Source organism: Campylobacter sputorum (genome assembly GCF_002220775.1).
Lineage (GTDB): Bacteria > Campylobacterota > Campylobacteria > Campylobacterales > Campylobacteraceae > Campylobacter_F > Campylobacter_F bovis.
In genome coordinates, this window is record NZ_CP019685.1 from 1,136,149 (window position 1) to 1,159,582 (window position 23,434).

The window sequence follows — 23,434 nt, forward strand, 5'->3', positions numbered from 1 at the left end:
TTGTTTATTTTTGAAACACAATTACCGAAAATAAGGATAAAATATGCATAGATACTTTATGATAATATTTGTATTATTAAGCTTAACATATGCAAAAAATGATGAAAATTTAACCAAAAATGCTCTTGATTTTTTTAATGCAGGAGAATACGATAAAGCAAAAAAACTTTTTGAATTACAATGCAACAAAAACGATGCTTGGGCATGTTTAAATTTAGGAAGTATATATAAAGAAGCAGATGGAGTTGAGATGGATTTAAGCAAAAGTATGAATTACTTTGAAAAAGCTTGTGATTTAGGCGATAGTACTGCGTGTGTTTTTGTTGGCTTTTATTATGACAAAGCTTTGGGTGTAACACAAAACTACAAAGCAGCATTTAAATACTATAAAAAAGCTTGTGAGCTTAAAAATGCAGTAGGATGTGATAATACAGGCATGATGTTTGAAAGTGGAGATGGCACAAACAAAAACGATATACAAGCTTTAAAATATTATAAACTTTCATGTGAATATGGTAGTTTTGAAGGATGTGCAAACGCCGGTTATATGTATGAAAATAGCGAAAATTATGATATAGACGAAGCTATTAAATTTTATTCTATTGCTTGTAAAAATGACATAGAATTTGCTTGTAGAAATGTAGCAAAAATATTTGTTGATAAAAAAGAATACAGCAAAGCAAAAGATGCGCTAGAAAGGACTGGAGAATTTGGCAACTAAAATGGCCAAATTCCCTCTAAAAGCTTTGTTCCCCAAGGTTTTGTTATCGCTTTATTTATATCGCCTTCTGTTTTATAAGAAATTTTAGCATCAGCAATATACCTTGAATCAATCTCATTGTTGCTTGATATATCATAAGGTCTTATAACGCCACTAAGCTGTATAATCTGCTTTTCGCCATTTATTAGTAATTCTCTATTTCCTTCTATAAAATAATTTCCATTATTTAAAACTTTTACTATTCTTGCTGATATGGTTGTGTTAAATGCTTCTGTTCGAGTATTTGTCCCATCACCGCTATAAGCAGTTTCACTACCGCCTTTAAAACCTATATTTCCAAATTTATTTATTTGATCTGTTACTCTAGATAATGGCGAACCTGCAGTTATAATTCCACCAGATAATGCTGTTGTGGAGTTTTTTGAAGTAGTTTTTTTACCATTTGAGCTTTGATTTGTTTTTTCACTTATTACAACTGTAACCAAATCATTTACATTCATAGCTTTTCTATCTGAAAAAATTGGATTTTCCCCTCTTCCAAAAAGACTTCCAGCATGCTGTATCTCATTGCCTGCTTGTTTTGGAGGTAATTGCTCTACATAAACAGGCGGTTCCATAGATATTTTTGGATCAACCGTATATGTACACCCTGATAATATAAGAGTTAAGATAAAAAATAAAATTAGATTTTTTTTCATATAAAACCTTAGAATATTTTATGTTATAATGATTTATAAGCAAATAAAGTTCCAAAATTGCAAAGAAAGGAGTGCGTATGTGCCAAAATAGTTTTTATCTTATAACAGATAATCAAAACGATATACAAAACTTACCAACAAATATTGAGTGTTTTTATCCAATTTATGATAAAAACAGTGCAGTTTTTAGCGAAGAGAAAGCTAAAGAGTTACTCTTAAACAATCAAAAAAATGAACTTTTAAAGAGTATTATTGAAGAATTTGATAAAAAAGCTCAAAATAGTGCTTTGGCTGTTGTTGCAAATGAAAATTTTTGTTTTTTAAATTTAGAAATAGCAAGAAATTTAAACTTACCTATAGTAAATTTAAGCAAATGTGAATTTAAAAAAACATTTTTTAAAAATAACGCCGAAAACAAAGGTTTATCTGTTATAAATTTAACAGATTTAAAAGAATTAAACTCAAAGTTAGAAGAGTGCTTAAAAACGAAAAAAAATATCATTACACCTCTTAAATTTGAAACACAATTATACAAAATGGCAAAAAGTGCAAATAGCACGATAGTTTTACCAGAAAGTGATGATGAAAGGATACTAAAAGCAGCCGATAAACTTTTAAAAAGCGGCGCAGTAAATTTAATACTTCTAGGAAAAAATGATGAAATTTTAGCTAATGCTCAAAGACTTGGTTTAAATTTAAAAGATGCAAAGATAATTGATCCAAATGATAATGAATATCTTGAAGAATTTTCAAATACGCTTTATGAGCTAAGAAAAGCAAAATATATGAAACTAGAAGAAGCTCAAAAACTAGTAAAAGATAGAACTTACTTTGGCACAATGTTAGTTTATAGCGGATATGCAAGTGGTATGGTAAGTGGTGCTAACACAACCACAGCGCAGACTATACGCCCTGCACTTCAAACAATTAAAATGAAACCAGGAGTATCAACAGTAAGTGGTGCATTTTTGATGTGTTTAGAAAATGAAGTTGTAGTTTTTGCAGATTGCGCAATTACACCAAATCCAACAGAAGAACAACTTGCTAGTATAGCTATATCAAGTGCAAAAACTGCTAGAGATTTCGGACTTGAACCAAAAGTTGCTATGCTTAGTTACTCAACTGGAGAAAGTGGAAGTGGAGAAGATGTTGATTTTATAAAAAGAGCGACAAAATTAGCAAAAGATAGTGAGCTAAAAGATAGCGTAGATGGACCGCTTCAATTTGATGCAGCATTTGATAAGATAGTAGCTAAGAAAAAAATGCCTAATTCAAAAGTAGCAGGAAATGCAAATGTTTTTATATTTCCAAATTTAAATTGTGGAAATATCTGCTACAAAGCAGTTCAAAGAACATCGGGAGCAGTTGCAATTGGTCCTATTTTGCAAGGGCTTAAAAAACCAGTTAATGATTTAAGTCGTGGATGTTTAATAGAAGATATAGTAAATACAATTTTAATAACAGCTATTCAAGCAAAGGAAATTTAATGAAAATATTAGTTTTAAATCTAGGAAGTAGTTCTATCAAATTTAAACTTTTTGAAATGGGTGATAAAAGTGTTATCGCAAGTGGTTTGGTAGAAAAAATAGGCGAAAAATCATCTTACGCAAAACTAAAAGCTGAAAAAACTAAAGAAATTTTTGAATCAACTGAGGCTATAAAAGATCATGCTCAAGGTCTTGAAGTGATGGAAAATCTTTTCAAAAAAAGCGGTATAATGAGTGATTTTGAAGAGCTTGGTGGAATTGGACATAGGGTAGTTCATGGTGGAAATAGATATTTCAAACCAACACTAGTTACTGAAAAAGTTATACAAGATATAGAAGATATTATTCCACTTGCACCACTTCATAACCCAGCTCACGCAATAGGCATAAGAAGCGTTATGAAAAAAGCACCAAATGTGAAAAATGTAGTTGTTTTTGATACAGCATTTCATCAAACTATGCCAAAAAGCTCTTATATGTATGCACTACCATATGAATACTGCGAGAAATACAAGATTAGAAAATACGGGGCTCACGGTACATCTCACGAATATGTAAGTAAAGCTGGTGCTAAATTTATGGGCATTGATATAAATAATTTTAACTGCATAACGCTACACTTAGGAAACGGAGCTAGTGCTAGTGCTATAAAAGGCGGAAAATGCTTTGATACATCTATGGGACTAACTCCACTTGAAGGACTTATGATGGGTACAAGATGTGGTGACATAGATCCTGCGGTACTTCCTTATCTAAAAAGAATAGCAAATATAGAAGTTGAAGAGATGGATATCATAATGAACAAAAAAAGCGGACTTTATGGAATTTGTGGCACAAATGATATGAGAGATGTAGAAGAAAAAATGAAAACAGATGAAAAAACAAAATTAGCTTTTGATATGTTTTGTTACCGCATTAAAAAATATGTCGGAGCGTATTATGCAGCATTAGGCAAAGTTGATGCCATAATATTTACAGCAGGGATTGGCGAAAACGATGACCTTGCAAGAGAAGCTATTTGTGAAAATATGCAAAATTTAGGAATAGCAATAGATAAAGAAAAAAATAGTATTAGAAGTGGCGAAATAAGAGATATAAGCACAAAAGATGCAAAAGTAAGAACATTGATAGTTCCAACTAACGAAGAGTTTGCAATAGCATCAGCTACTTTAGAACTTGTAAAATAAACATAAGACCCAAAATGGGTCTTAAACTAAAAGTCTCATAACTTGATTTGATGTATTTTTTAAATTTTTCATCGCAATTTCTTTTTGCATAGCTTCTTTAAGACTGATTGCTCTTTGCTGTATGCAAAAATATGCATCAATAAAATCATTTAACCCTTTTATATCATCACTTATTGCTCCACCAAAAGCTATAACTTTTTTACCATACTTCTTAGCAACACTTGCAACTTTTGTTGGGGTTTTGCCCATTGTGCTTTGAAAATCAATTCTTCCTTCGCCAGTTATTACCAAATTTGAATCTTTTATATATTTTTCTAAATTTACAGCATTTGCGATAATATCAAAACCTGGCATTAGCTTAGCTTTTAAAAAACTTACAAATCCAAAGCCAAGACCACCTGCTGCACCAGCACCTTGCAAATTTGAAAAATCACTTCCGTTAAATTTATATGTTATATCCGCAAAATTTTTAAGACAATTATCTAAAAACTTTATCATATCATCACTTGCACCCTTTTGTCTAGCATAGACATAAGCAGCACCATTTGTGCCATATAGCGGATTTATAACATCACAAGCTATATTAAATTTACACTCATTTAATTCACTTAAAGAATTTTTTGAGCTTATAAAACTTACTTTTGATAAGCTTTCACCACACATTTTAAGTTTTTTGCTATCATTATCAAAAAATTCAAAGCCAAGTGCTTCAAGCATACCGCTACCAGCATCATTTGTAGCACTTCCGCCTATTCCTATGATAAACTCTCTTACGCCTTTTTTTATGGCATCTTTTATCATAATACCAAGACCAAAAGTAGAGGTTTTATTTGGATTTTTCTCTTCATCTTTTAGTAGTGCTAAACCGCAAGAACTAGCCATTTCCATTATGGCTAAATTTTTATTAAAAGCATAACTTGCCTTTATTGGACGAAGCAATGGATCAAAAGTATCAATCTGCGTAAATTTAGCACCCAAAGCATCTTTCATAGCCTCAACACTTCCTTCTCCACCATCAGCTATAGGGATAACTACAACCTCATCACAAAACTCTTTTATACCATCTTTTATAGCAAGTCCAGCCTCAAGCGAACTCATACATCCTTTAAATGAATCAATGGCAATAACGACTTTTTCCATGCAAACTTTACATCAAAAACAAACTAAAAATATAAACACTTATAATGCCAGCTACAGCTATAACAAATGTCATTAAAGTTTGAGTTTTGTAACCCCTTGTTGTATCCATAGAGCTAAAATTTGTTACAACCCAAAAGTAACTATCATTTGCATGAGAAACACACATTGCACCGCAACCTATCGCCATTACACAAAGTGCCGCACTCATACTTGTACTAAATCCCAAAACACTCATAACTGAATTTGGATCAAGATATGAACCCAAAATAGAAGCAGTTGTGATAATAGCAACAGTTGAAGAGCCTTGAGCTGTTTTTAAAATAGCAGCGATAATAAATGGAAAAAATATCCCCATAGAACTTATATAAAGCGCATTTTCTTTTATAAAATTAACAAAACCAGCCTCAGATATAACTTTACCAAGAACTCCACCAGCAGCAGTTATAAAAATGATAGGACCAACTACTCTTAAACTTTCTTCTGTTATTTTATTAAATTCATCAAACTTCTTAGTCTCATAAAGCTGATAAACTCCAAATAAAAGACCAATAGCAAGTGCTATAATAGGAGCTCCTAAAAATTTAAAAATATCGCCCAAAAATCCGTCTATTTTTAAAATTGCAGCAAGTGAGCCAAGTGCCATAAAAAGTATAGGTGCGAGTATTGGCATAATGGCACTAAAACCACTAGGAAGTTGTTTAAATTCGCTTTTTAATTCATCATAAGTTTTTATAAGCTCTTGCTTATCTTCTTGTAAAAATACTTTTTTATCTATAAATTTAGAAAAAAAGTATAAAACAAAAAGTATAGGAATACTTACTAGCACACCAACTAAAATAACCATTAGTAAGTTTTCTCCAGCCCCTAAAGCTCCAGCAGCTGCTATTGGTCCTGGTGTTGGAGGAATCAAAACATGAGCTATATAAAGTCCACCACTTAATGCAACAGCCATACCAAGAGGATTTGAACTTAATATCTTTTGAGATATAGCTTTTCTAATAGGATTTAAAACTACATATCCGCTATCACAAAATACAGGAATTCCAACAACCCAGCCCATTATCATCATTGCTAAATTTGGTCTTTTTTCACCAACAAAATTTATAACCATATCAGCAAGTTTTAAAGCGGCTCCAGTTTTTTCAAGTATTGTGCCAATAAGAGCACCTAAAATTATAACTATACCTATGCTAGAAAAAATGGAACTAAAACCAGATCCTATAATGCTTGGGATTTTTCCCAAAGGAATTCCTACTACTATAGCTAAAACTAGCGATACACACATCAAAGATAAAAATGCATGAATGTTTAGTTTTGCTATCATATAAATAATTACAAAAATAGCAATTATAAGAGCACAAAATAAAAATATACCACCCATAAAATCTCCTTTGTATAAATTTACAAAATATTAGCATTTTTTAAATAAACAATCAAATTTAAATAAATGTTTCCTTGATGTTGTTTTTAGGATATATAATCCAAAATATCTTATCAATACAAGGAAATACAAATGAAAAAAATTATTTCGTTAGTTGCTGCGTCAGTTTGCGTATCTTTTGGGGCTGAAAATTTAACTAGCATTGAATTTAGCGAAGTATCAGTTCCTAAAACTGACAGTGAAAAAAGAGAAGTAAGAGCAAGCAGTAGCGTAAAAGTTAATGATAAAGAGCATAAAATAGGCTACAACATCATAATGCGTTCAGGTGATAAAGTAGGCGATGGCGTATTTGGTGCTTTGTATGACACAAATGGCAAGCTTATCACAACAAAAGATGGAAGCCCTAGAATTTCAAATGATAATGACTTCTCATCACTTTTAACTTATGGTGATAAAATTTTTATGATTTCTCACTTTGAGACAAGACCAGCTGCTATGTATGTAACAGAGTTAAGACAAGATAAGAATGGAAAATTAACAGCCGTAAATACTAGGAATATAGATTTTTCTAAATTTGGTGGTTTATGGGTTCCATGTGCTGGATCGGTTACACCTTGGGGAACGCATTTAGGAAGCGAAGAGTATGAGCCAGATGCAAGAACTATAAAAGATAATGGCGATGGTGGCGAATATTATAACTTAATGGGCGAGTATTTTAGCGGAGATTTAACTAAACTTAATCCTTATGCTTACGGCTGGACGCCTGAGATAAAAATAGTTAGCGATAAAAGTGATGTTGAAGTTACAAAACACTACTCTATGGGTAGATTCGCTCACGAGTTATCTTATGTAATGCCTGATAATAAGACCGTATTTTTAAGTGATGATGGCACGAATGTTGGGCTGTTTATGTTTGTATCTGATAAGGCAGGAGATTTGAGTGCGGGAACTTTATATGCTGCTAAATGGAATCAAATAGATGATAAAAACGGCGGAACTGCAAATTTAGAGTGGATGGATTTATGTCATGCCTCAAACAATGAAATCAAAAAAGCTATCAAAGATAATGTTAAATTTAGCGATATGTTTGAAGTGGCTGAATTTAAAGATGAGAGTTGCCCAGCTGGATTTACTCCAACTAAAGCAAATGCCGATTCTAACCAAGAAACACCACCTGAGTGTATAAAGCTAAAAGATGGTATGGAAAAAGTAGCTTCAAGACTAGAAACTAGAAGAGTTGCAGCGATAAAAGGAGCTACAACTGAGTTTAGAAAAATGGAAGGCATAACTTACAACAATAATCTAAATGAAGTTTATATAGGAATGAGTGAGATAAATAAAGGTATGGAAAGCTTTAAAAATAAAGGCAAAGATAGCAATAAATATGATGTTAAGGGATTTGATCACATAAGACTGCCGCACAATACTTGTGGAACTGTTTATAGACTAAGCTTAGTAGAAGATGAAAAAATAGGCTCAAAATTTGTTCCAAGTGTAATGAAAGGTATGATTTCAGGCAAGTATAGCAGTACAGGAGATAAGCTAAATACCTGTGATTTAAATGGCTTAGCAAATCCTGATAATGTTACTTATATAAATAATACTGGCACATTAATCATCGGAGAAGATACAGGCGATGGTCATCAAAATGACGCTATTTGGTCATACAACATTGCAGAAGATAAGCTAACTAGAATTTTTACAACACCTTATGGAAGTGAAACAACATCGCCTTACTACTACAACAATATCGCTGGCTTTGGCTATATAATGGCAGTTGTGCAACACCCTTATGGAGAGAGCGATGAAGATAAGCTTTCAAATCCAAGTGATTCAAGAGCTTATACTGGATATATCGGACCATTTCCTGTTATAACAAAATAGTTATTTTATACAAATATTTCACGCAAAGCCCACCTTTAAAAGTGGGCTTTTATAAATTTAAAAAAGGGGGTCTTATGAGAAAAAGTTTAGTTTTACTAAATTTGCTTTTTATTAATGCTTTTGCATTGGAAATTAATATCACCAGTAAAGAGATTATCAACGCAAATCACTCTTATGTTTCATCGCAGTGCTATACAAAAACCATTGATGAGAAAAATCCAAAAATCGTATCAAATCCTTGCTTTACTTGTCATAGCTTAAATAAAGAGCCAAATTTTACTTATGAGGATTATGATGTTCAAGAAAGTTATGATTTTCCAGCTCCTGCAACTAAAAATCCTTTTACAAATTTATTTGTAGATAGAAGTAAAGATATCGCTAAAATCAGCGATGATGAAATTTTAAAATATGTTAGAAGCGATAATTATAAAGATGAAAACGGCGAAATAATCTTAGCTAAAAAGCTTAAAAATTTAGACAAAAACTGGGATTATAATAAAAATGGTAAATGGGATGGCTATATACCTGATTGTGAGTACAACTTTGATAATGAGGGCTTTGATAGGACAAAAGATGGCGGATATACTCTTTGGAGAGCATTTGGATACTATCCATTTTTAGGGACTTTTTGGCCTACAAATGGAAACACGGATGATGTTTTAATCCGCCTTCCAAAAATTTTTGCCACAGATGAGAGCGGTAAATTTGATCTTGAAATTTATAAGATAAATTTACTTATAGTGGAGAGTTTGATAAAGCAAAAAAGCATAAAAACATTTGCGATAGATGAGAGTAAATACGGCGTTGATTTAAACCAAAATGGCAAATTTGACACGGCAAACGAGATAGTTTTTAAATGGAATAAGCCTTATTATGACATTAAAACAGATAAACTTTCAAATTTTACTATGAGTTATGTTGGACTTGCTAAAAATTTGCTTTTAAAAAATAAAGTAAATATTGCCCCAGGGCTTTATCCTGTTGGGACTGAGTTTTTACACTCTGTTAGATATATAGATGTAAATAATGATAAAACAGGTATGGCAAAAAGAATGAAAGAGCTAAGATACGGCATTAAAAAATACTGGCAAACTTATGGCGATCTCTCAGATACTGGAGCTGACGCTATAAAAGAAAAGAGCGATTTTCCCGATAGGACAGATCAATATGTTGGAAACGTGGAAACTGGGCTAAATAATGAGCGTGGTTGGTTTTTTCAAGGATTTATTGAAGATAAATTTGGAGAACTTAGGCCGCAAAATTATGAAGAGACTCTATTTTGTATGGGATGTCACTCAAATATCGCAGCAACGGCTGATTCAACATTTGTTTTTCAGCGTAAATTTGAAAATGATGAGTTTCAAAATGGCTGGTTTCACTGGTTGCAAAAAGACTTTTCTGGCATAAAAGATATGGTGCTTAAAGATGGCGAAGGAGAATACGCTAAATATTTGGCACTAAATAACGCCGGTGATGAGTTTAGAGGAAATACAGAGATAATGGATAAATTCTTTATGGATGGTTGGAGAAAAAACCAAGAGATGATAGAAAAAGAGTATGAGATAAATCAAGCTAATCCTGGGGCTAAAATGGATAGAAGCTGGAAGTTAAAACCAAAGGCTATGGAAATTTTGAAAAATGACATTAGTTATCTTTTAATGCCAAGTGCGGAGCGCGCTTTAAAACTAAATAAAGCTTACAAAGCTGTTGTAGATGAACAAAGTTATGTTTTTGGTAGAGATGTAAATATAAAGCCATCAAATAATGTACATCAAGAAGTCGAGCAAGCAGAGCCTACTGGCTTAAAAGCGTTTTTGTATGAGTATTAGTGTTTAAAAAGATTGCAACAATAAAAATAAATATAGTTTAATATAGTTTAATATATTTTATAGTTGCAATCATACAAAATTTAAAGGATTTTATCCTTTAAATTTAACCTTTATATCATTTACCCAATCAAGAACTCTTTTTTGATAATTTTCATCGCCCTTAAAATCAACAGCTAAACCAAAAAATTTACCGTCTTTGAAAAACTCAGAATTATTAAATTTATAACCATTAAGCTCTGTTTGCCCTATAACATTTGCACCTTTTATCTTTTCTAAAAACTCAGCCATACCGCCACAAAAATGCTCTCCGTGTCTTTCTTGATTTCCAATGCCTACAAGTGCTATAGTTTTTGACTCTAAATTTGCATCTTCTAAGATATCTAATTTATCTTTCCAATCAGGATTTAAAGCCCCATCTCCGTAAGTTGAAGACGCAAAAATAAAATTATCATACTCACTAAAAACTTCAGATGTAAGCTCTTTTGCATTTAAAATATCAAAATCAAGCTCTTTTGCTATAATTTCACTAACTGCTTTAGTTGCACCAGCTTTTGAAGCATATATAATCATACCATTTGCCATATTTTATCCTTGTGTAATTTTGAATTTATGAATTATAGCAAAATAATATAAATAATATCTCTTTTTTAAATTATGCGAAAATTTAGAAATTTTAGTTAAAATACTCCAATTTAAATTGGAGTAAATTATGGTAGAAGTTGAATTTTTAGGTCCTATAGGACACGAAAAATTATCTTTGGATGTAAAAAATTTAAAAGAGTTAAAAGAAGTTTTGGCAAAATATGAAAACCTAAAACAATGGCTTGAAATATCAGGAGTTGCTATAAATGATGTGATGGTAAATTCTCTTGATATAACACTAAATGATGGCGATAAAATATCTATTTTACCGCCAGTTTGCGGCGGATGATATGCAAAAAATTTTAACAAATATGGAAATTTACCAAGGAAGTTTGGATAGTTTGCAAATTTATAAAACTTGGTATGATAAATTTAAGAATGCAAATTGTGGTGCATTGATAACATTTAGCGGTATAGTAAGAGATGAAGGCGGTATATCCGCACTAAGCTTTGATATATACAAACCGATTTTACAATCTTGGTATGAAAACTGGGTAAAAGATGCTGCAAAATGTGGCACTTATTTACTTTTTGCACACTCTCTTGGAGATGTCAAAATTCACGAATGCTCTTATATGAGCGGCGTTGTGAGCAAACAACGAAAAATAGCCTTAAAACTTATAAACGATTTTGTAGAAGATTTTAAAGCAAATGCTCCTATTTGGAAATATGATGTTATAAATGGCAAAAGAATCTATGCAAAAGAAAGATCACATAACTTAAGCAATGCTGGACTTTTAAGCTAAGGAATAAAATGAAATTTAAATCATACGAAGAGACCTTAAAGACACTAAAAAACTCTATAAAACCTTGTGAGAAAATACAAAAAGTTGCCATAACTTCTGCACTAAATAGAATATTAGCAGTAGATATAATTGCCAAAGAAAACTACCCGCAGTATGAAACTTCAGCAATGGACGGATATGCTTGTAAATTTAGCGATCTATCCGCTGGAAAGCTAAAAATTTTAGGAGATATTCCAGCTGGAACAAATCCTATGAATATAGGCTTAAAAGATGGCGAGTGCATAAAAACATTTACAGGCTCACTTATGTGTAAAAATAGCGATACACTAATACCTATAGAAAATGTAGATGTCAAAGATGGGTATATTTTTATAAATCAAGGCGTAAAAAAAGGTTTTGCTGTAAGAAAAATAGGCGAAAGTTACAAAAAAGATGATATTTTGATAAGAAAAGGAACAAAACTTAGTTATTCTGAAATAGCACTTCTTGCTGAGCTTGGAGAGTTTCATATATCTGTTTTTATGAAACCAAAAGTCGGAGTTTTGGCAACAGGAAGCGAGATAAGAGATCTTGGAGAAGCACTTCAAACACCAGCACAAATTCATAGCTCAAATCACATAGCAATAGCATCTATGTTAGAACTTATGGGGTGTGAAGCTGTTATTTTACCAATAATAAAAGATGAAAAAAATCTAGTAAAAGAAGCTATCATAAATGGCATAAAAAGTTGCGATATGCTAATCACTACAGGCGGAGTGAGTGTTGGGGATTATGATTTTGTAAAATCATCGCTCAAAGAAAATTGTGAAATATTAGTAGATGGGGCAGCTATAAAACCTGGAAGACACATAAAAATAGCCAAATTTAATGATAAATACATATTTGCACTTCCAGGATTTCCATACTCGGCTATGGTAATGTGCGTGTTGTATGTAAGAGTTTTGATAAACGAGCTTTTTTGCATAAAAGAAGAAAATGAAATTGAAGCTATTTTAAGCCAAGATTATGTTAAAAAGACCGAATTTTTAGAATTTACTGCTTGCAATATAACTTTTAAAGATGGTAAAGTTTTTGCAAATTTAGAAGGTAAAAAAAGCGGTTCAAGTGCGATAATAAATAATCTAAACAATAACGCAGCACTACTAATTTGTCCGTTAGAAAAAAAAGATGGTCTAAAAAAGGGCGAAGTTGTCAAAGTATTAAAAATGCTTTAAGGAGTAAAAACTCCTTAAACTATTTTTTTTCAAAGAAAAATCCAGCCCAAGTTTGCGTTGTAGCCATTACTTCAAGCGAATTTATATTTACATTTTTTGGCATATTTATGCAATTTAACACTATTGTAGCGATATCTTCAGCCCTTAAAAACCCTGTGTTTTCATACACACTATCTGCTTTTGATTTATCGCCTTTAAATCTCACTAAACTAAACTCTGTTTTTGCAATACCCGGCTCTATGTTTGTAACTCTGATATTTGTACCCTTTAAATCATTTCTAAGGTTAAAGCTTAGCTGTTTTACAAAAGCTTTTGTTGCACCATAAACATTTCCGCCACTATATGGCCAGTTTCCAGCAACAGAGCCTAAGTTAAAGATATATCCGCTTTTTCTTTGTTTCATTATAGGTAATATCGCTTTTGTGATATAAATAAGACCTTTTATATTTGTATCAATCATAGTCTCAAAATCCTCAATCGATGCATCTATAAAACTCTCTTGACCAAGAGCTAGACCTGCGTTATTTACCAAAATTTCTATATCTAAAAAATTTTGTGGGATATCTTTAATAGCCTTAAAAACACCATCTTTATCGCAAATATCAAGCGATATAATATACACATTGTCTTTACCAATCTCATCAGATAAAGCCTTTAGTCTATCTTCTCTTCTTGCTACGAGCACTAATTTATATCCATTTTTAGCTAAAAGCCTAGCGATAGCCTCACCAAAACCCGAAGTTGCACCTGTTATGAAAGCTGTTTTATTCATAGTATCCTCCTAAAATTAGCATTAGCGCATTATACTATTTTATATATAAGGATAAATTTAGATTAAAAAAGTGTTTCTTGATCTTTTTTTTGATTTAAAGAATCTACTAGCTCGTTTTTTTCACAAAAAACCAAAGCGTAATGAAAATTATTTAAATTTTGCAAAGCATTTAATGATGTAAAACGAAAATCTATTTGGATGTTTGTTTGCAAATTATAAGATGCACAAATTATGATATTATCATTAAATTTAGACCTTAAAAAATTTGCTTCAATCTCAAATAAACTTAAATCATTCTCAACAATAAAAGCTCTGTAACTATCGCCAAAAGACTTTATATTATAAAATTTATCTACAAATATAGGATCAAAATGTCCTTCTATGCCTAAATCTTTTGGTAATTTAAAAGAAATTTCTAATTTGTTTAGATATTTTATAAGCCCAGTTAAATGCCTAAGAAAAACTTTGGGATAAATTATATTTTGATAATATACATCATCGCAAACAAAACTCAAATAAAAAATAGAATTTTCTGTTATATTTTGTGCATCATCATCACTAAAAACAGTATCATAAAAAGCCGTAGTTTTTTGCAACAACTTCTCATCATCGCTAAAAAATAGATCCTCATCATTTGCATTCATTATATCCAAAAAACGCTTTTTAAAATCACTTTTTAGTATCTTTGCTTTTTTATCTAGTGAAAATTTGCAAATAGCGGCATATTGAATGGTATTTAAAATCGCAAATTTAAGCTTTTTATAACACGCAACAAAGCGTATAAGCCTAGTTAAAGCAATTTTTAGACTACCAACTTTCATTATGGCAATCTCATCGTTTTGCACCATAGTATCGTGTTCGCAAATTATGACATAAGCACCTCGCTCTATGGCTTCAGCTATGTCATCATCGCTACTATTTATACAGATAAAAGCACATTGATCTTTGCAATCTTTTAAATCAAAACAAAAACTATTTATAGCCGAAATTTTTGGTTTATTTAGCAAATCAGCGTTTAAAAGACCGCAAAGATTTATTATATTCATCCTATTATCGCACCATTTTTTACTTTATTTTCAACACTAAGAAGCGTTAGTCTGCCATCTTCTGCACTCAGTATCATACCTTCTGAAATGTGTTTAAAAATTTTTCTTGGTTTTAAATTTGCTAAAACGCAAATTTGTTTGCCGATTAAATCCAAAGGATTATAATATTTTGCTATGCCTGATATTATCTGCCTTGGCTTGTCTTCGCCAAGATCAATGCTAAATTTAAGCAGTTTTTCACTACCTTCTACATTTTCGCATTCCAAAATGGTTCCTACTTTAATAACACATTTTTTAAAATCATCTATTTGTATATCATTATCTTGTTTTTGAGGGATTTCTTCTTGTTTTACTTCTGGTCGTTTTAAAAGTTCATTTTCTACTTTTACAAAAAGTGGATCCGTTTTTTGTGCTTTAAAATTTAAAAGATTTTTTTCTTTTATAACACTTTCATAAGTTTTATTATTTATCTCAAAACCTAGAATTTCAGCTATTTTGCTAGCACTTTTTGGCATTGCAGGATAAAGCAAAATAGCAACTTTTGTAAGCAAATTTGCACACAAAGCCACAAGAGCAAGTGCTTCATCATTTTTAGAGTTTTTTATCAAATTCCAAGGTTCGTATTTTGCTATCACGCCATTTGCAACAGAAAGTATCTTCCAAAGCTCTTCTAGATATCTGTTTGTAGCCACCTCATTTAATGCCGATATTGCATTATTTATAAAACAATCCACACTATAAAGCTCATCTTTATAAAATTTCAAAACATCTTTTGAATTTATCTCGTAATCACTATATTTTGAGCTCATTCCAACAATCCTGCTTAGTAAATTCCCAAGCTCATTTGAAAGATCACTATTTATCCTATCTATCAGTGCTTTTTGCGAAAAGTCTCCATCTTGACCAAATGGAACTTCTCTTAACAAAAAGTACCTAAAACACTCTTTTCCATATGCATCGGCAACTTCTTTAGGATTTACAACATTTCCCAAGGATTTACTCATCTTTACACCATCTCTTGTCCACCAACCATGTGCTGCTATATGCTTTGGCAAAGGTAATTCAAGACTCATTAAAAATGCAGGCCAATAAACCGCATGAAATCTAAGTATATCTTTACCTACAACATGCAAAGTGTGATCCCAATAACCCATTTTCTCGCTACCAAGCGTATATCCAAGAGCTGAGAGATAATTTAGCAAGGCATCTAGCCAAACATACATAACATGCTTATCATCATTCAAGCTTGCAGGAAGCTTTATACCCCAATCAAAGCTAGTTCTTGTGATAGAAAGATCTTTTAATCCACTTTTTACAAAATTAATAATCTCATTTTTTTTATTTTTTGGTATTATGCAATCTTCGTTTTCTTCATACCATTTTAAAAGCTTATCTTGATATTTTGAGAGTTTAAAAAAGTAACTTTCTTCTTTAACAATGCTTGTTTTTTTACCACAATCAGGACAGCATTCATCATCCAAAAGTTGTGTTTGTGTGAAAAAAGACTCACAGCTAACACAATAATACCCTTCGTATTCGCCTTTGTATATATCGCCTTTTTTATACATTTTCTCAAAAGCATTTTGCACAGTTTGTTTGTGATAATCATCTGTTGTTCTTATGAAATGATCATAACTTATCTCAAAATAATCCCATAAATTTCTAAATTTAGCACTTATATCATCCGCATATTCTTTTGGCGTAAAGCCTTTTTTAGATGCAGCTTGTTCTATCTTTTGACCATGCTCATCAGTTCCTGTTAAAAAATATGTATCATATCCTTGAAGTCTATAAAATCTAGCCATTGTATCACAAACTATCGTAGTATAAGCATGTCCTATATGAGGAATGTCATTTACATAATAAATTGGTGTTGTTATATATCTTTTTTCCATTTTTTCTCCTAAAAATCAAAGCCGCCGCTTTGTCCTTTTATCATACTTTGATATGTTGCATCAACATAATCTTTTCTAGTTTGACACTCAAAGATTTTATCGCATTTCATACAACTATCAATATTTTTCGAATTTTGGCACTCTTTTAGTAATTTAAGCTTATTTTCAAAAGCGATATCATAACTATCTTTTTGGATATTATCTTGTTCGCTCATACTTTATTTTCCATAATACTCGTGCATTTTATTTATCTCATAACTTGATCCAAAAAAACATGGAGTTGTTTGATGGATAGCTAAAACTTCTAAATTTAATAAAGAATCATTTTTTCCATCACTTGTTTTTCCACCAGCTTTTTCATATATAAAAGCAAATGGTAAAACTTCAAAAGTAAGTCTAAGCTTGCCATTTGGCGTATCGCTTGTTGATGGATAACTAAAAAGTCCGCCACCTTTTAGCAAAATTTGGTGCAAATCACTAACCATAGCACCACTATATCTTAATCTATATCCTTCATCAAATAGTGATTTGATGAAATTTCTATGCGTATCACTCCAACTTTTTTGTGTTGCCCCTGTTGCATTTAGTTTGCCTTTTTGGCTAAGGAGTAAATCTTTTATAAAAACAAACTCATTATTTCTATCAAGTCTATAAAGTCTTACTTTATCACTTGCTATAACAAGTTCTAATCTAGGTCCGTATATCGTATAAGCTGCAGCTTTTAGTGTTTTTGGTGAAATTTCATTTTCATAAATTCCAAAAATAGACCCAACTGCGAAATTTACATCAACTAAAGAACTTCCATCAAGAGGATCATAAGCAACTATAAATTTGCCATCTTCATTTAAAGTTAATGCTTCATCTTTTTCTTCACTTACTAAAGCTTTTACATTTATCTTTGAAAACTCTTCAGTTATGATATTATCACTCATTACATCTAATTTTAGCTGAGTATCGCCTGTTGAGTTTTGATTATGTGTGTAGCCAAGATCTGAGTATTTTAAAGCATCGCTTATACGGATTGCAGCTTTTTTTATAGTTTCAAAAATTTCTTGCATATTTTTTCCTTATCTTTTTTAAACTTTTTTTGCGTTATTTTTTATCCATTTGCAAATTTGCACTGGATTATTTATATCTAAATTTGGCAAATTTGTATCGAATTTTATGCCATTTGTTGCAATTGCATCTGAAAAAGACAAATAACTATCATCTATTTTATCTCTAAAAACAGATATTCTTGGTAAAGGCAGAGTTTTTAGCCCCTCAACTATCAAAATATCAAAATCCCCAAGCATTCTTATAACATCATCTAAATCTTTTTTTTCTTGTGAAAAATATGTGCTTCTTGTTGGGCTAAGCACAACAACATCAGCACCGATTTGATAAAATTTATAACTATCTTTACCCTCAACATCAAATTTAGCCTTATTAGCTGGATCGTGTTTGATAACTACAACTTTTAGTTTCTCATCTAAAAAAATTTTTGCAACTTTAGTTATAAGAGTAGTTTTACCGCTATTTGAAGGTCCTGAAAATGCAACTGCTAATCTTTTCATATCAATCCTAAATAAATTTTATGATTTTATCACATAAAATATAAAAAAGTATTTATATTTGACAAATTGTAATGATTTGAAATTGTAAAATCAAAAATATTAATTTATCTTATCTTTTAAAAAATAGTTTAAATTTATCTTCGAAATTTGATACAAACTTTGGATTAATGTTAAAAAATCATCTTTGTAATTATTGTGAGAAATATCGGTTTTTAAAATGTTATATTTATCAAAAGTTATATTTGTACTAAGTTTTCCTATATTTTTTATAAGATGTGCATCGCTTGATGCAAAAGCTAGTTTTTGTTTTTGAGCACAAAGAATTTTAGAAAGAGTATTTGATTTAGAGCTTTGAGAGGCATTTATACACTCTATACCATCACAAAATTCTATCATTTTTTCTCCAAGCGGCATATCGTTATAAATATTTTTATAAAGTACTCCAAAAGGGTGTGGAATAATAGCTAAAAAAATATTATATTTTATTTTTAAATCAGCACTTAAAAACTCACTCATATAGCGATTTATACGCGTCATCCTGGAAGTTTTAAATGGTTTTATCTCATTTTCATAAAATTTTTTTGCATAACACTCATCTTTAAAATAAAGTAGCATTTCTTTACCCTCTTTCGTGCCAAGCTCAACGCCTATAATAAAAGGTATGTTAAGTTTTTTAGCTATCTTTGAAGCGATAATACTGCCTCTTAACTCATTGTGATCTGTTATAGAAATACCGATATTTAGCTCTTTGGCTTTACTTAAAATTTCTCTAATACTAGCTTTGCCATCAGAAAAATTTGAATGTATGTGTAAATCATAGTTCATAAATTTATTATATCAAATATTGTAAAATTATGTCTAAGGAGAATAAATGGAAAATTTTATCAATTGGATTATTTCTTTTGATAATTTATACCTTATTGTTTGGATTATTTTTGCAATGTCAGTATTGCTATCAAACAAAACATCTAGCGACACAACTGCTTGGCTTTTGGCAATTACATTTGTGCCAATAATTGGAATGATAGCGTATTTACTTTTTGGAATAAACTGGCGACAAAGAAAATACATAAACAAAAAATTAAATAAACAAGATTTAATATCAACTTTAAATAGCAATTTTAGCAAATATGATAGCACAAATATATTTTCAAAAAACTCTGTAGAAAATTTAAAAGCTTTTGAGTATAATAATAAAATTTCAAATAAAAACAAATCTGTTATAAATTTACTATACAATTGCGAAAAAACACTACCAACGCAAGAAAATGAGTCTTATGATATTTATTATAACGGAAAAGACGCTTTTAGTTCGCTCATTGACGATATTTTGGGTGCTAAAAAATCCATTTATATGCAGTATTATATATGGCATTCAGATAAACTTGGCACTAAAATAAAAGATATTTTAGTAAAAAAAGCAAAAGAAGGCTTAGAAATAAAACTTATTTTTGATGGGCTTGGATCATTTAGAACTATTAGCAAAGCTTATAGAAACGAATTAAAACAAGCCGGAGTGGAGTTTTTGTATTTTTTAGATATTAAAACTTCTATTTTAAAGCTAAATTATAGAAATCACAGAAAAATGACAATAATAGATAATGATATTGTCCATACTGGCGGTATGAATCTATCAGATCAGTATATAAATGGCGGGAATGATTATGATAATTGGCGTGATACAAACATACGCCTAAAAGGCAATATTGTCATATATTATCTTATTATTTTTATAACAGATTGGCTAAATAGTGGCGGAGAGATGAATTTTAAAAATATAAAAAATTATATTAAAGCAAAATTAAAAAATAAAACAGAAACAAAATACATAGCCCAAGTTAGTTCAAGCGGCCCTGATAGCAACTATCCAAATTTGAAATTTTTATACACAAAAATGATAACTGAAACCAAAAATGAAATTTTAATTCAAACGCCGTATTTTATACCAACTGACAGCATTTTAAATCAACTTAAAATCGCCTCTCTTTCATCAAAAAAAGTAAAAATTATGATAGCACAAAAACCGGATCATAAAATAATGGCTTGGGTATCAAAAACATATTACGAAGAGCTTCTTTTGGCTGGAATTGAAATTTACATTTATACAAATGGATTTTTACATAGTAAAGTTTTGATATGCGATGATGATTTAAGCACGATAGGAACTTGCAATTTTGACAATAGAAGTTTTAATATAAATTACGAAATAAATACTATTTTTTATGATAAAAAAATATCACAAGAGTTAAAAGATAACTTCTATGAAGATATGAAATATTGTAAAAAAATATCCCTTAGCGACCTAAAAAGATATGGTGTTTTGCAAAAACTTAGAGATCATATATGTAAAATAATATCGCCACTTTTATAAATTTATATATAATTTTTAAAATTAAACTTTTTTAAAACATTATTTTTATAAAATCATAGATTGTATTTTAAATAAAAGGTTACACATGAGAGCTCTTTTGATGTTCTTATTTCCAATGCTTTTACTAGCCGATACACATGCAAATGCAGAAATTTATGGTTCTTGGACACTACTACCGCCACTACTTGCCATAGGACTCGCATTTATAACAAAAAATGTTATATTATCTTTGTTTATTGGTGTTTTTAGTGGTGGATATTTACTCGCTTTAAACAATAATTCAGCCATAAGCTCATTTATGAATGCTTTTGGAGATATAGCGATGAGAATTGTTAACTCAATGGCTGATAAATGGAATGCCGGAATTATGCTACAAGTTTTATGTATAGGCGGACTTATAGCACTTATTACAAAAATGGGCGGCACAAAAGCTATGGCAATTTGGCTTAGCAAAAAATCTAAAAATAGATGTTCTGTGCAAATTTCGACATGGTTAATGGGGCTTTTTGTATTTTTTGATGATTACGCAAACTCTCTCATAGTTGGTCCTATTATGCGTCCTGTTACTGATAAATTTAAAATTTCAAGAGAAAAGTTAGCATTTATCATAGACTCAACTGCAGCACCAGTTACTGGAATAGCGGTAGTTTCGACATGGGTGGGGCTTGAAATTTCTCTTATAAAAGATGCATATTCTATCATAGGAATTACAAATATCAATGCATTTTCTATATTTATTCAAACATTACCATATAGATTTTACAATATCTTTATGCTGTTTTTTGTATTTTGTATAGCGTATTTTGGTAGAGATTTTGGTCCTATGTTAAAAGCAGAAAGAAGAGCAAAGCAAGGATTAATAGATTCAAAAGAGTATAAAATAGCAAATATAGACAATCAAACACTAGAAGCAAAAAGCGGTATAGAACTTAAAGTATCCAATGCATTAGTTCCAGTGCTTATTTTAATGATAGGTTCATTTGTAGGATTTTATATAAACGGTTTAAGTGCACTAGAAGGCGAAATTTTACAAAAAGTTAAAGATGCGCCCTTTAGTCTACTTGCATTTAGAGAAACTTTTGGTGCAGCAGATGCCTCAATAGTGCTTTTTGAAGCAGCTCTTTTTGCATCTATAGTTGCTATTTTTATGGGAATATATAGAAAAATTTTTAGCATACAAGAAGCAATTGACACATGGATAAAAGGTTGGCAAAGTATGATAATAACCATAGTTATACTTCTATTAGCATGGTCACTAAGCTCTGCTATAAAAGAACTTGGAACATCTGCTTATCTTGTTATGGTATTAAGCGATCATACGCCTAATTTTATACTGCCTGTGTTTATTTTTATATTAGGAAGCTTTATATCTTTTTCAACAGGAACTAGTTATGGAACTATGGGTATTTTGATGCCTTTGGCTGTGCCTTTGGCTGCTGGTATTGGAAATGCAAGCGGATTTGAAAATGAAATACTTCATGGATATATGATTTTAAACATTAGTGCTGTTTTAACAGGAGCTATATTTGGAGATCACTGCTCTCCGATATCAGATACGAGCATACTCTCTTCAATGGGCTCAAATTGTGATTTAATAAAACATATCTCTACGCAATTTCCTTACGCGATAACAGTTTGTATAATAAGCATATTTTCATACATAATGACAGCTCTTGGACTTAATGTATGGATAACTTTGGCTTTAGGTTCTTTAAGCATTATACTTATAGTAAGATTTGTTGGTAAAAAGGTGTAATTTGGATTGCAAATACTTCGGGATATGCGGAAGTTGTACTAAAAACGAACCTTACGAAAAACAGCTTGTTGATAAACTTACAACTATAAAAAATATTTTTAATGAAATTTATAATGATGAGATAGAAATTTTCTCATCATTGCCAAGTGGATATAGAATAAGATCTGAGTTTAGCATATATCATGATGAAAGCAGAGCAAATTACGCAATGAATGGCAAACAGACGCGTTTTGTTCTCATCGATGAATGTCCAAAAGTTGATGAAAAAATAGCTAATTTAATGCCAAAATTACTTGATATTATAAATCAAAATGAAAACCTAAGAACAAAACTTTTTGGAGCTGAGTTTCTAACAACTAAATTTCAAACACAAGTAGTTTTACTATATCATAAAGATATTTTTCTTATCAAAGATGAGCTTGAGATGTTGTCAAAGACGCTAAATATCTCTCTTATAGCAAGATCAAGAAAGAAAAAACTTTCATTTAATGGCGAAAATCTAAAAGAAGAACTAATTATAAATGGTAAAAAATTTTTATATATCATAAGTGAAGGTGCGTTTTTACAACCAAACAAAATAGTAAATCAAAAAATGATTTCTTGGGCAATCAACTGCATTGAAGATGGTAAAGATTTATTAGAAATGTATTGTGGGCATGGAAATTTTACTATACCAATTTCATTTAAATTTAAAAAAGTTCTAGCTACTGAAATTTCTAAAAAATCCATAGCAAATGCTATAAAAAATTGCGAATTAAACAGCACAAATAACATACACTTTGTTAGGCTTGATGCAAATGAATTGATAGAAGCTTTTAACGGAAGAGAGTTTAAAAGACTAAAAGATATAAGCTTAAATGAATTTAATTTTTCTCATCTTTTAGTTGATCCGCCACGAGCTGGACTTAGTGATGAAGTATGCGAATTTGCAGCTAAATTTAAAAATATAGTTTATATCTCATGCAATCCAAACACACTAAAAAGAGATATTTTAAAACTATTAAAAACCCACAAGATTACGAAATTTGCTATATTTGATCAATTTGCAAACACAGATCATATAGAGTGTATAGTATTGATGTCTAGAAAATACAATGAAGGAGTATAGA

Annotated in this window: 22 protein-coding genes; 11 read left to right on the top strand and 11 right to left on the bottom strand. The window is 30.7% G+C overall.

Annotation, left to right across the window (positions count from 1 at the left end; all coding sequences use genetic code 11):
* Positions 1 to 43: 43 nt before the first annotated feature.
* Complete coding sequence (locus CSPB_RS05605; protein WP_089193492.1) at positions 44 to 721, top strand: tetratricopeptide repeat protein; 678 nt, start codon at positions 44 to 46, stop codon at positions 719 to 721.
* On the opposite strand, the gene flgH is transcribed toward CSPB_RS05605, so the two are convergent.
* The gene (gene flgH, locus CSPB_RS05610; protein WP_033915918.1) at positions 718 to 1,419 is read right to left on the bottom strand and encodes a flagellar basal body L-ring protein FlgH; all 702 of its coding nucleotides are present in this window, start codon (positions 1,417 to 1,419) and stop codon (positions 718 to 720) included. The two genes, CSPB_RS05605 and flgH, sit on opposite strands and share 4 nt — an antisense overlap.
* Positions 1,420 to 1,496: 77 nt before the next feature.
* Here flgH and pta point away from each other — a divergent pair, with 77 nt between their 5' ends.
* Positions 1,497 to 2,906: a phosphate acetyltransferase gene (pta, locus tag CSPB_RS05615; protein WP_089193493.1), complete on the top strand. Its 1,410-nt coding sequence runs from the start codon at positions 1,497 to 1,499 to the stop codon at positions 2,904 to 2,906.
* On the top strand, positions 2,906 to 4,093 hold the full coding sequence (locus tag CSPB_RS05620) for an acetate kinase (RefSeq protein WP_089193494.1): 1,188 nt from the start codon (positions 2,906 to 2,908) through the stop codon (positions 4,091 to 4,093). Before pta ends, CSPB_RS05620 begins: the two co-directional genes overlap by 1 nt.
* Positions 4,094 to 4,114: 21 nt before the next feature.
* Here the strand turns inward: CSPB_RS05620 and CSPB_RS05625 are convergent, their stop codons facing one another.
* Positions 4,115 to 5,233: a glycerate kinase family protein gene (locus CSPB_RS05625; RefSeq protein ID WP_089193495.1), complete on the bottom strand. Its 1,119-nt coding sequence runs from the start codon at positions 5,231 to 5,233 to the stop codon at positions 4,115 to 4,117.
* A gap of 7 nt (positions 5,234 to 5,240) precedes the next feature.
* A complete protein-coding gene (locus tag CSPB_RS05630; protein WP_089193496.1) occupies positions 5,241 to 6,614 on the bottom strand; it encodes a GntP family permease in 1,374 nt (457 codons plus the stop codon).
* 132 nt (positions 6,615 to 6,746) lie between these two features.
* Between CSPB_RS05630 and CSPB_RS05635 the strand changes: the two genes are divergently transcribed.
* Positions 6,747 to 8,498 carry a PhoX family protein gene (locus CSPB_RS05635; protein WP_089193497.1) on the top strand — a complete coding sequence of 584 codons (1,752 nt, stop codon included), beginning with the start codon at positions 6,747 to 6,749 and terminating at the stop codon, positions 8,496 to 8,498.
* A 74-nt stretch (positions 8,499 to 8,572) separates the two neighbouring features.
* The gene (locus CSPB_RS05640) at positions 8,573 to 10,327 is read left to right on the top strand and encodes an Aq_1262 family (lipo)protein (RefSeq protein ID WP_089193498.1); all 1,755 of its coding nucleotides are present in this window, start codon (positions 8,573 to 8,575) and stop codon (positions 10,325 to 10,327) included.
* A gap of 90 nt (positions 10,328 to 10,417) precedes the next feature.
* On the opposite strand, the gene CSPB_RS05645 is transcribed toward CSPB_RS05640, so the two are convergent.
* Positions 10,418 to 10,909 (bottom strand): flavodoxin domain-containing protein, encoded by a 492-nt coding sequence (locus CSPB_RS05645; protein ID WP_089189595.1) that lies wholly within the window; start codon positions 10,907 to 10,909, stop codon positions 10,418 to 10,420.
* A gap of 127 nt (positions 10,910 to 11,036) precedes the next feature.
* Between CSPB_RS05645 and CSPB_RS05650 the strand changes: the two genes are divergently transcribed.
* The 3 genes from CSPB_RS05650 to CSPB_RS05660 are packed head-to-tail and all read left to right on the top strand — an operon-like array spanning position 11,037 to position 12,929.
* The gene (locus CSPB_RS05650) at positions 11,037 to 11,258 is read left to right on the top strand and encodes a MoaD/ThiS family protein (RefSeq protein ID WP_089189596.1); all 222 of its coding nucleotides are present in this window, start codon (positions 11,037 to 11,039) and stop codon (positions 11,256 to 11,258) included.
* A gap of 22 nt (positions 11,259 to 11,280) precedes the next feature.
* Positions 11,281 to 11,715: a molybdopterin synthase catalytic subunit gene (locus CSPB_RS05655; RefSeq protein WP_089183328.1), complete on the top strand. Its 435-nt coding sequence runs from the start codon at positions 11,281 to 11,283 to the stop codon at positions 11,713 to 11,715.
* 8 nt (positions 11,716 to 11,723) lie between these two features.
* Complete coding sequence (locus tag CSPB_RS05660; RefSeq protein WP_089189597.1) at positions 11,724 to 12,929, top strand: molybdopterin molybdotransferase MoeA; 1,206 nt, start codon at positions 11,724 to 11,726, stop codon at positions 12,927 to 12,929.
* A gap of 19 nt (positions 12,930 to 12,948) precedes the next feature.
* Here the strand turns inward: CSPB_RS05660 and CSPB_RS05665 are convergent, their stop codons facing one another.
* The 7 genes from CSPB_RS05665 to CSPB_RS05695 all read right to left on the bottom strand — a co-directional run bounded on the left by CSPB_RS05665 (position 12,949) and on the right by CSPB_RS05695 (position 19,023).
* The gene (locus CSPB_RS05665) at positions 12,949 to 13,701 is read right to left on the bottom strand and encodes an SDR family NAD(P)-dependent oxidoreductase (protein WP_089193499.1); all 753 of its coding nucleotides are present in this window, start codon (positions 13,699 to 13,701) and stop codon (positions 12,949 to 12,951) included.
* A 62-nt stretch (positions 13,702 to 13,763) separates the two neighbouring features.
* Positions 13,764 to 14,747 (bottom strand): hypothetical protein, encoded by a 984-nt coding sequence (locus CSPB_RS05670; protein ID WP_089189598.1) that lies wholly within the window; start codon positions 14,745 to 14,747, stop codon positions 13,764 to 13,766.
* Positions 14,744 to 16,642, bottom strand: coding sequence for a methionine--tRNA ligase (metG, locus tag CSPB_RS05675; protein WP_089189599.1), 1,899 nt, complete (start codon positions 16,640 to 16,642; stop codon positions 14,744 to 14,746). The genes CSPB_RS05670 and metG overlap by 4 nt, the downstream gene beginning before the upstream one ends.
* An 8-nt stretch (positions 16,643 to 16,650) precedes the next feature.
* A complete protein-coding gene (locus tag CSPB_RS05680; protein ID WP_089182758.1) occupies positions 16,651 to 16,857 on the bottom strand; it encodes a hypothetical protein in 207 nt (68 codons plus the stop codon).
* Positions 16,858 to 16,860: 3 nt separating this feature from the next.
* Complete coding sequence (locus CSPB_RS05685; RefSeq protein WP_089189601.1) at positions 16,861 to 17,700, bottom strand: class 1 fructose-bisphosphatase; 840 nt, start codon at positions 17,698 to 17,700, stop codon at positions 16,861 to 16,863.
* Between the two features lie 18 nt (positions 17,701 to 17,718).
* Positions 17,719 to 18,198: a molybdopterin-guanine dinucleotide biosynthesis protein B gene (mobB, locus tag CSPB_RS05690; protein ID WP_089182760.1), complete on the bottom strand. Its 480-nt coding sequence runs from the start codon at positions 18,196 to 18,198 to the stop codon at positions 17,719 to 17,721.
* A 99-nt stretch (positions 18,199 to 18,297) separates the two neighbouring features.
* Complete coding sequence (locus tag CSPB_RS05695; protein WP_089182761.1) at positions 18,298 to 19,023, bottom strand: PHP domain-containing protein; 726 nt, start codon at positions 19,021 to 19,023, stop codon at positions 18,298 to 18,300.
* Between the two features lie 46 nt (positions 19,024 to 19,069).
* On the opposite strand from CSPB_RS05695, the gene cls reads away from it, so the two are divergent.
* From cls to trmA, 3 genes are all read left to right on the top strand, one after another.
* A complete protein-coding gene (gene cls / locus CSPB_RS05700) occupies positions 19,070 to 20,569 on the top strand; it encodes a cardiolipin synthase (RefSeq protein ID WP_089193500.1) in 1,500 nt (499 codons plus the stop codon).
* A gap of 85 nt (positions 20,570 to 20,654) precedes the next feature.
* Positions 20,655 to 22,325: a Na+/H+ antiporter NhaC family protein gene (locus CSPB_RS05705; RefSeq protein WP_089193501.1), complete on the top strand. Its 1,671-nt coding sequence runs from the start codon at positions 20,655 to 20,657 to the stop codon at positions 22,323 to 22,325.
* Between the two features lies 1 nt (position 22,326).
* The gene (gene trmA, locus CSPB_RS05710) at positions 22,327 to 23,433 is read left to right on the top strand and encodes a tRNA (uridine(54)-C5)-methyltransferase TrmA (RefSeq protein ID WP_089193502.1); all 1,107 of its coding nucleotides are present in this window, start codon (positions 22,327 to 22,329) and stop codon (positions 23,431 to 23,433) included.
* The last annotated feature ends 1 nt before the right edge of the window (position 23,434 follow it).